Below are 9,182 nucleotides of genomic sequence, written 5' to 3'. Positions count from 1 at the left end.
TAACAGCTTCCGAGAATGAGCAACCCTCCCACCATTGAACAACAGAGGGGATATCTCCGTTCTTTTCACTGAAACACTGATTGCAAATCACAAACCGATTGACATCATCAAACCGGAAACGATCTTTCCCGCCACACTTCGGGCAAGCATGGTGTTTCCCGTCCAATGATTCAGCAGGTATTCCAAGACTGGATAATACCTCAACCTCTCTACCGATTACCGCTGCAGCTACTTCTGATTTATCGTAATGCTTTTTAGCTTCCTGGATCATGCTGTCACCTCCTTACAAACATCACTAAGCCGTTCGTGAATGTAACTGATCCAAGTGTCGATCCCTTCCATCTCTACCACATCCACGGAAGGTACAAACCCATGTTGACGCAATCCTGCCTTCTGAAATTCTCGATAGTCGTGCAGCTGATCAGAGTTCACTTCAATAGCTAAATTGGGCCACTCGTCTACATTGAACAGGAGGGGCATAAAAACAACTAAGAAGCGGTCATCATCTTTCTGGAAAACGCCAAGAACGATAACGCTTTGCTTGTATGCCTGTCTTCCAGATTGCATGTTTCCGTTATCGATGTAGTAACTCGTATTTTTAACTTTGATAGTTTCCATAGGTGTCACCTTATCCCAATTCCGGTAAGTAGTAAGAAAAGAACTCACGCCAGATCAAAGCCCGTTGCCTGGAACAGCGCGATTGCTCGACCTCAACCACATAAGGCTGAATACCGTGGTCTAATGCAATCACGGTCTGGAATTGGCCGTATTTGTAGAACTGGCTCCCCGTCATAGTTGATTCAAAACAAGGCAAGTGACCGGGGAAAATGAGACTGACAGTAACCTCTGCAGGGTCTGATTTTGTCAGTTCAATTGACGAGAATGTGAACTTGCTTTTTCGAAGTGGGATTGTTTTCTTTGATACCTGTGATATCATAATGCTGTCCTCTGCTAAGGATAAATGAGAAAAAGAAATGCCCTCAGATCGGCTAGGATCTGGGGGCATTGTCCGTTTCTGGTGTTTCATTGGTGGATTCAAGACCGTCGAGATAAGACAACCAGTCACGCCCTCGGATGAATGCGCGGTTATGCTGGTAGATTACCTTCAAGCCATTTCGGCGAGCACTGCGCAAAGCGTCACGCTTTAGGCCTACTCTTTTTGAAAAATCGCTTAGTGTGTAACTAGCGTCTTTGAGAATTTCCCCGGATTCTGATTCTGTAGCTTTCATTCTGCTGCCCCTGATTTGAGTCGATTTATCGTTGGAACGAAGTTGCTTCAACTACGATCAAGATAGTGGGGGGGGTTCAGCAGGAAAATACGAACAAATAGAGATCGGGAAATGTTCGCATTAACTGAACGCCACCAGAAAAGGGCTGATTCAGTGTTCTAGGGATGGGAATTTTTCTGGTTTTTTTACGAGTTTTTGCGTGTTCGCATTATTGTTCGCATTAGCGGGGCTGACTTAACTGTTCTTTGGCCTGCCAGTCTTTCTTTTTGGGGGATCTATACCATCTTTTTGACAGTACCTTTTTAGTCGACTGCTGTATCGCTCTGTTGACCATTTTTTACACTCTGGGAAGTCCTTTGATAGTTCATCGATACACTTTTGCAATGAGAAATACTCGTTGTCGCCATCCTCATTAACAGCGATCACAGTAGTTCCAATCTCAATAATTGCATCTCTCAGCTGGCGTTCTATACGCTTCGCTTCATAAATTCCTTTTCTCTGGTCTGAGGTAGCCATCGCATACAGGCGGTTCCCAAACCGGAAACCGACTATCACGCTTTGATTTGCCAGACATAAAATTTCCTTTTTAGATCGCTTCGGACCTAACTCAGTGGGTATCCCCTCAGCAACGTTAGTATTCGTTATTTCCAGATAGAGCGCTTGCAGTAATTCAATGACACATTTTGCATCAATGTTGGTGTGCATATCGCAGTAGGAAACGATTGCATACATTGGAATTTCAATGTCGTATTCGAATTGGTCCTCAGTGTAATGATCTTTATCGAGATTCCCTTCAATTACACACTCAGAAATGAATCTAAGATCCTCGAACACATCAGAAGCCATGAGATAGAGCTTTTGAGGTGTGGCCTGTAGGAACTCATTTATTATTTCCTGGCCACTGCTTACGAGATTGGGACTCCAGAAATCCATCGTTACACCCTCCCGAGTGAACCCAAAAACAAAACGGGGAAACTGGATGGATGGTCCAGCTTTCGGAATCAAACCTATCCCCGTCTGTATTAATTCTGACGTATCACGGAAACTGTTACATAGCGACGACTCCCAGACGCTGAATCGTCACCATTCCAATCATCACACGTCGATTGTATTATACCCTCACTGTAGAATAAACCACAATAAGCCTACGGTCGTCCGTTGGCCTATTCGGAATAGCAATCCAGTGTTCCCTGGAGTTCTACGTGGTATAATTCGTCAGCAACCGTTAATCTGCTGATTGTATTGTAATGAAAATAACGATTCATTTTGTATGAATGGGACAGTGCCCCGATGGGATACCGAGGACTGCGTGAGTGTGTCAACGATCTGGAGCGAACGGGCCAGTTAATTCGTATCGAACAAGAGATCGATGCCCGGTTGGAAGCAGCGGAAATCCAGCGCCGCGTTTATCAGGCCGGTGGCCCTGCGCTTTATTTTGCTAATGTGCGTGACTGCAAATTTCCGATGGTGAGCAATCTGTTTGGAACAATTGAACGTACACGGTATATTTTTCGTGACGCTTTAGCTGCTGTGAATCACCTGGTGGAATTGAAAGTTGACCCTTCCCAATTCTGGAAGCACCCCCTGCGCTATCTCGATGTCCCATTCTCATTACTGCATATGCTGCCTCGCTCTCGTTCACGAGGAGCTGTTATTGAGAATCAAATTCAAATTGAAGATCTTCCTCAACTCAAAAGCTGGCCCGATGATGGAGGTCCTTTTATCACCCTACCTCAGGTTTATACGGAATCACCTCAACGTGGCGGGTTAATGAATTCCAATTTGGGAATGTATCGCATACAACTAGCCGGAAATGAATATCAGCTCAACAAACAGATCGGCCTGCATTATCAGATTCATCGCAGCATAGGCGTCCATCATGCGGAAGCCATTGAAAAAGGAGAGCCTTTAAAGGTAAATATCTTTGTGGGGGGCGCTCCCGCGATGACCTTGTCGGCTGTGATGCCTTTGCCCGAAGGACTTTCCGAACTCACATTCGCAGGAGCACTTGGAAAACGTGCCATTCGAATGATACGCAATAAACAGGGACTGCCGATGTATGCGGAAGCCGACTTCTGTATTACAGGGTGGATTGATCCGGAGCAATTACTTCCCGAGGGTCCGTTTGGTGATCATCTGGGATATTACAGTCTGGCACATCCCTTTCCGGTGATGAATGTAGAAGCCGTCTACCATCGCAATGATGCCATCTGGCCCTTCACGGTGGTCGGAAGACCTCCCCAGGAGGACACCGCCTTTGGAGACATCATCCATGAAATTACGGGACCAGCAATTCCGTCGGTGATTCCGGGAGTACATCAGGTTCACGCTGTCGACGCCGCCGGCGTACATCCTTTACTCCTCGCAATAGGAAGCGAGCGTTATACTCCCTACGATCAAGAGCGGAAACCACAGGAAATCTTGACGAATGCCAACGCGATCCTGGGACAGGGCCAATTAAGTTTAGCCAAGTATCTGATGATCGTGGCACGCGAGGATCATCCTGAATTGAATGCTGAGAATATTGAAGCGTTCCTGACACATCTGCTGGAACGCATTGACTGGAAACGTGATCTCCATTTTCAAACCTGTACCACGATGGATACACTCGATTATTCGGGAACTGGCATTAATTCCGGATCCAAAGTTGTAATGGCAGCCGCTGGCTCGGTCAGACGCAAACTGCCTACTAGTATTCCTGACAGTTTCTCACTACCGTCTGGATTTTCTGAGCCGAAGCTATGCCGTCCGGGCATTCTGGCTATCCGAGCACCTGCCTTTCAGGAAACTAACAACGACTTAAAACGTTTCTGTACCGAATTACCGATTGTTCATCCTCTCAATCAGTTTCCACTGACTGTGCTTGTAGATGACAGTTCATTTACCGCCGCCAGTCTGAATAATTTTCTATGGACCGTCTTCACACGATCCAACCCTGCCTGTGATATTAATGGGATTGAGTCGTTTACAGAAAACAAACACTGGGGCTGTCACGGCTCCCTGGTGATTGATGCGCGCATCAAACCACACCATGCTCCCCCGTTGATTGAAGATCCCGAAATCACAAAACGAGTCGATCAGCTTGGTGCGCCAGGTGGCCCGTTGCATGGCATCATTTAAGACTTTGGCAAACGTTTTAGTAAACGCCGCGCCTTGCTTTTCCAGCGAACAAATTTCCGCGCGATTCCCCGTGGACTGCCATTAATATCCAGTATCATACTCTGCAACGTTTTTCGAGCGGCCTGATTGTCACCGGCTTCTACTTCGAGAGTCGCTAAAATATACAATGCCTCGGGTTGTCGCCAGCGTTTTGTGTGTTTCGCCAGATGCTCTCTGGCATTTTCTGGCGTATCTAACTCACACAATGTTTTACAAAATAATAGTGAGACATCACCAAATTTATACTCGGGATCGATATCGAGGATTTTCTGGCACCGCGATTTCGCGATTTCGATTTTTTTGATCTGCATTTCAATCTGAGCCGCCCCCCATAAAGCCTGCAGATTATCAGGCTCTTTTTTTAACGCCTCATGATAGGCATCCAGACTTTTTTGTTGAATACCAGCCTCTTTCAGCGCATCACCCCAACGCACAAACTGGTAAGCATTGCCAATTTGTAACGCTGCCGTTTCAAGTTCGTTTAGGCGACGCTGACGGAACAAAGGCCTCGCAAACTCCGGAAGCTGAATGTGATTGGTCGGCAACCAACGTACAAAGAAATAAATGAGAGTTCCAAAAGGCTGAAATATGAGAATCACCCAAAACCATAAAAAACGGTCCGGATCCTTCCTGACACAATCCACAAGCATCCAGATCATGAACAGGAAATACACGAACCAGAAAATGTCGCCTATCAGGCCCCAGACCGGTGATGGCGCAGCATACAAATCTTGATCATTCAGATAAGGATTCTGAACGGGAACTGTTGGCTCATCTTGTGCTAACATATGTTTGCTTTTATTTTGGAAGACATTTTAAACCGAAACAAATTACTGCCAACCTGGCATTTCCCCCATCCATGAAGCTAAGTACATGGCACGGGGAACTGTTGAATTCAAAAGTGCCTGCTTTCGATTTTCCACCTGATTCGCATCTGCTGATCCTAATAAAATATCAAACAGCGACATGGGATGTGAATATCTTATCACACATACTTTCTTGAGTCCTGTGATTTCCTGTAAACGGCCTAATGCATCCTCCTGATAGCCGATCTCATCGATCAGTCCGTTCTCTTTGGCGTCCGTCGCAGGGTAGATCTGTCCGGTTGCCAACTTTTTCACCTGGTCATAGTTTAGATTTTTTCGATTGTCTGTAATGACATTCAAGAAACGCTGATAAGACTCATCGAGGATATGATCCCAGATTGCGCGTTCCCGTTTGGTAAGATCGCGAAATGGATTTAATGCGTCTTTAAACTCTCCCGTTTTTAACGGATCCGAGACGATACCCACTTTTTCGGCTAGTCCACTCAGGTCAAAGCGGGGGATAATGACTCCCAGCGAACCGGTCCATGTAGTTGGTTCCGCAAAAATCACCCCTTTTTCACCAGCGGCCATCGCAACATAGTATCCTCCAGAAGCCGCCATTCGTTTCATTGATACGACAATCGGTTTTGTTTCGCGAAGTTGAACCAATCGGTGATAAATCTGGTGGCTGTCGGCAACAAAACCACCGGGACTGTCAATTTCCAACAGGACCGCTTTGACTTCATCATCTTCCTGGGCTTTTTTAATCGATTGCAAAATCCGTTCGGTAAACGGAGGCATAATGGTCCCTGATATGGAAATGATCGCAATTTTCTTTTTTGCGAATTGATCACCAGTCACAAATTGCTCGGTAGCGCCACTCCCGATTGTAAAGTATTCCTGAAACCAGAAGTAAAATCCCAGGTTGATAAAGAACGAGATCAGCAGCAATGCCACCAATCCTCGCATCAGCCAGCGATGCTTGAACTGACCTTTCTGCTTAGGCTGAGTCGTAGAGTCAGGTTGTGCCACCACGGGTTTTTCCTGTTCTGACGGGTTCTCATCCATTTTCATAACTCCATTAAATTAAACTATTTCCGTGACAGGGGCAGACAGAATTGCCCGACTGAATACAGGCATCATCTCCAACGGACACCGACGTCCCCAATCATAAAGTAGGCAACATGTTAACAATACCGATACTGCGTCAAGATTATCAATAAAAACGGTCATTCGGGTTAATTCAAAGATCCCGCCGGAATCTATTCCTACAATTGACATAGGCATAAAAACCGGAGCAGATTAACGACGATAGAGAACACAGCAGGGATTATTCTGCATGATTGTGTCGATTATGCGGAACCAACCATTTGAAAGCAATCTTCCGATTAATGAAGACTCGACGATTCGGGAAAACATTCAGATCGGAAATTTTTGAGTGCTGTCGAATGTATTCATTTGTCAGAACTCAAGACTTAGTAACCAGGAGACTTCAGGAGATGATAGCAGGAACTCGCTTCTCCGCTCGCGTTTTAATTTTCAGCGCGATTTCTGGCTTAGTGCTCACGAACTCGAATTTGCTGTCTGCGGAAGAACCTTCCATCCAGATCAGTCCAAAAAAGCACCAAAGTACAGAGATAGTGCGGAACCCGCAAAATACATTATCAGCCGCCATTCAACGAGAAATGCATTCAGCGCGCCGAATCACGAAGCCGCGTGTGCGTTCGCCTCAAAAAGAAAAGGATCGTTCTCAAATTCAGCAGGTAGGTCTAACCTTGGATCCGAGATCACTTTTTCAGAAGAAAAATAAACAGACTGTAAAGAAAAAATCTGTTGCAAGACCTCCTGCGCTCAATCGTGGTGGTAAACAAACAGGAACTCCGCAATATCAAACCGCGGTTCCTCAACCGAATGCAAAGCCCGGACAGAGTGAAATTCAGCGTCAGTTGGAGTTATTATATCGTAGGGATGGCCGAACGATGCCACCTATGGATTTACAATCATTACCAAAAACAGCCAATCCCGGTTCTGTTGCAGGTCGTGGTGCAATCAACCCGGCTCCAAAAGCTTCTTCTCAAAACATCGCTGGGAATCCTCAGCAGAATCTTTATCATCAACCAGATGATAAGCAGAAATGGTATGAGAAGTTTTTGCCAGCTAAAACAAAACAAACTCCGAAACGATTGCCGCAATCGCAGCAAATCGTTAAAAAGGCTCCCGTTGCTGCACCAGCAACCGCACCAGCAAAAACTGTGTCTTTGCCTCAATTGCCGGCAGCACCAGCTCCTCTTGCCCGATCAGTCATCACTGCTCCGGAACAACCATCTCTCAATGCAGAGTCCGTTGTGAAAAGCAAGACATTTTCAACTGAAGAACTGGATGCAGAAGAGCTGGAAGAAGAAGCTGCCGAACGTCTTGAGGAAGCAAAAATGGCTGCTGCTAAAAAGTCTGCAGTGGAAACTCCACAGGTTGCCAAAAAGACGGCAGAAGCAAGTCAGGAAAGTGTCGCGAAGAATCCGGAAGACGAGTTCAACAACCTGTTTCCGGAAATGTCTGAAGATGAAGCGGACAACCGAAAGAAACCAGTCGTTAAAAAGGAAATACCCAAAACTCCTTTCAGTGGACTGGTCCTCGAAGAAGAAGGTCTGAAAAAATCTGAAGAAAAACAATCGAAGTCGGCTGAACCTGTCAAAGAAGCCTCGCCGAAGATTGCTCAGGAAAAACCCAGGAAAGAAGAAAATCCTTTCGAACCTCAGCCCAAACCTCAGACTACTCCGACAAAAGAACAGAATCCTTTTGAAGTGCCAGTTGAAAAGGTTGTGGAAAAAGAAATCGAGAAACCGGTAGGAAATCCATTCAAACCACAGCCGGAACAAAAACTCGAAAATCCAGCTGCCAAACCAGCAAAGAAAATTGCCACTTCTGATCAGGATCGTTCGATTGAAAAGAAACTGGCACTCATTGCCAGCCGCGGCAATATCAAAGGTCTGAAAGGCTTCTGCCCAGTTGCGTTACGCGACAATAGACTACTTGTCGACGCTCGACCTGAGTTTAGTTCTTCTTTCAAATCGATGAACTATCAGTTTGCCTCACTTGAGAACAAATTGAAATTTGATCGGGAGCCAGCTAAATATGCCCCTGCTGCAGGCGGCAGTGATATTGTCTTGTTAGTCGATCAACAGGATGATAAAGAAGGTACTCTGGATTTTGCATCCTGGTACAAAGGCCGACTCTATCTGTTTAGTAACCAAAAGAACATGGACGTGTTCATGAAAACTCCGGCTTTGTATGTTGGCGTTGAATAATCTGTGAGCTTTGTTCCTGCTGCTCCTGGTAAGCTCCCGATAATCTGATTGATTATCGGGAGCTTTCTTTATTGAGCACGATCACTTCGTTTATTTAACAGATCAACTGAAAACCAGCGCGAAGCAACAATTGCCTCGCCAGCGATCAATAATTTTCGCCATCGTGGCAGTTCCGCGCGGGACGAATAAACATCATAATCTGATCGTTCTATTTCATTCAGAATTCCGCCGTAAAGACGATACATGGCTTTGAGAATGCCTTGTCCCGCGGGAGAGATATAATCAAATAATCGTTCTGAATTTTGATAAAACTCTCTTGTTCTTTGCACTTCAAACTGCATTAAACTTCTGAACCGCTCATCATAAATCTGTGATTGAATATCGGTTCGCGAGTACTCAAATCGGTCTAAGTCTTCTAGAGGAACATAGACCCGCCCCATCTCTACATCTTCTGTCAAATCCCGCAGGATATTCGTCATTTGAAAAGCCAGACCACATTCTATCCCGGCTTCGAAGGCCCGATCGTCATGATATCCCCAGATATGGATACAACACAATCCCACGACACCGGCAACGCGATAACAATATTCAGCCAGTTCATCAAACGTTTGAAAAGCAATCGGCTGTAGATCTGACTCAACACCTGTGATCACTTCAAAAAAATACTTTGAAGGAATCTCGTA

The 9,182-nt window shown here is 45.6% G+C and carries 9 protein-coding genes; 2 read left to right on the top strand and 7 right to left on the bottom strand.

What is annotated here, in order from left to right; genetic code table 11:
- The 4 genes from Q0668_RS05060 to Q0668_RS05045 all read right to left on the bottom strand — a co-directional run.
- The coding region (locus Q0668_RS05060) for a primase-helicase zinc-binding domain-containing protein (protein ID WP_298860764.1) at nucleotides 1–271 on the bottom strand (271 nt) is incomplete at its 3' end.
- The gene (locus Q0668_RS05055; RefSeq protein ID WP_298860762.1) at nucleotides 268–618 is read right to left on the bottom strand and encodes a hypothetical protein; all 351 of its coding nucleotides are present in this window, start codon (nucleotides 616–618) and stop codon (nucleotides 268–270) included. The genes Q0668_RS05060 and Q0668_RS05055, both read right to left, overlap by 4 nt.
- Before the next feature lie 10 nt (nucleotides 619–628).
- Complete coding sequence (locus Q0668_RS05050) at nucleotides 629–937, bottom strand: hypothetical protein (RefSeq protein WP_298860759.1); 309 nt, start codon at nucleotides 935–937, stop codon at nucleotides 629–631.
- A gap of 526 nt (nucleotides 938–1,463) precedes the next feature.
- Nucleotides 1,464–2,162, bottom strand: a complete 699-nt coding sequence (locus Q0668_RS05045) for a hypothetical protein (RefSeq protein WP_298860756.1) — start codon at nucleotides 2,160–2,162, stop codon at nucleotides 1,464–1,466.
- Nucleotides 2,163–2,519: 357 nt separating this feature from the next.
- On the opposite strand from Q0668_RS05045, the gene Q0668_RS05040 reads away from it, so the two are divergent.
- The gene (locus Q0668_RS05040; protein ID WP_298860754.1) at nucleotides 2,520–4,349 is read left to right on the top strand and encodes a UbiD family decarboxylase; all 1,830 of its coding nucleotides are present in this window, start codon (nucleotides 2,520–2,522) and stop codon (nucleotides 4,347–4,349) included.
- Here Q0668_RS05040 and Q0668_RS05035 read toward each other — a convergent pair.
- Both Q0668_RS05035 and sppA read right to left on the bottom strand, forming a co-directional pair.
- Complete coding sequence (locus Q0668_RS05035; protein WP_298860749.1) at nucleotides 4,346–5,176, bottom strand: tetratricopeptide repeat protein; 831 nt, start codon at nucleotides 5,174–5,176, stop codon at nucleotides 4,346–4,348. The genes Q0668_RS05040 and Q0668_RS05035 overlap by 4 nt on opposite strands.
- 42 nt (nucleotides 5,177–5,218) lie before the next feature.
- Nucleotides 5,219–6,262 (bottom strand): signal peptide peptidase SppA, encoded by a 1,044-nt coding sequence (gene sppA, locus Q0668_RS05030; RefSeq protein WP_298860745.1) that lies wholly within the window; start codon nucleotides 6,260–6,262, stop codon nucleotides 5,219–5,221.
- 431 nt (nucleotides 6,263–6,693) lie between these two features.
- On the opposite strand from sppA, the gene Q0668_RS05025 reads away from it, so the two are divergent.
- Complete coding sequence (locus Q0668_RS05025; RefSeq protein ID WP_298860742.1) at nucleotides 6,694–8,499, top strand: hypothetical protein; 1,806 nt, start codon at nucleotides 6,694–6,696, stop codon at nucleotides 8,497–8,499.
- A gap of 68 nt (nucleotides 8,500–8,567) precedes the next feature.
- Here Q0668_RS05025 and Q0668_RS05020 read toward each other — a convergent pair.
- The coding region (locus tag Q0668_RS05020; protein ID WP_298860739.1) for a phytoene/squalene synthase family protein at nucleotides 8,568–9,182 on the bottom strand (615 nt) is incomplete at its 5' end.

The sequence above is a fragment of the uncultured Gimesia sp. genome (genome assembly GCF_937910335.1).
Lineage (GTDB): Bacteria > Planctomycetota > Planctomycetia > Planctomycetales > Planctomycetaceae > Gimesia.
Note: the sequence above shows the minus strand (reverse complement) of the source record. Positions and strands in the feature narration are given on the sequence as shown.

What these genes read in the sequence shown, in the direction of transcription:
- Q0668_RS05050 (WP_298860759.1), bottom strand. Translation starts at nt 937, where the DNA reads ATGATATCACAGGTATCAAAGAAAACAATCCCACTTCGAAAAAGCAAG.
- sppA (WP_298860745.1), bottom strand. Translation starts at nt 6,262, where the DNA reads ATGGATGAGAACCCGTCAGAACAGGAAAAACCCGTGGTGGCACAACCT.
- Q0668_RS05055 (WP_298860762.1), bottom strand. Translation starts at nt 618, where the DNA reads ATGGAAACTATCAAAGTTAAAAATACGAGTTACTACATCGATAACGGA.
- Q0668_RS05025 (WP_298860742.1), top strand. Translation starts at nt 6,694, where the DNA reads ATGATAGCAGGAACTCGCTTCTCCGCTCGCGTTTTAATTTTCAGCGCG.
- Q0668_RS05040 (WP_298860754.1), top strand. Translation starts at nt 2,520, where the DNA reads ATGGGATACCGAGGACTGCGTGAGTGTGTCAACGATCTGGAGCGAACG.
- Q0668_RS05035 (WP_298860749.1), bottom strand. Translation starts at nt 5,176, where the DNA reads ATGTTAGCACAAGATGAGCCAACAGTTCCCGTTCAGAATCCTTATCTG.
- Q0668_RS05045 (WP_298860756.1), bottom strand. Translation starts at nt 2,162, where the DNA reads ATGGATTTCTGGAGTCCCAATCTCGTAAGCAGTGGCCAGGAAATAATA.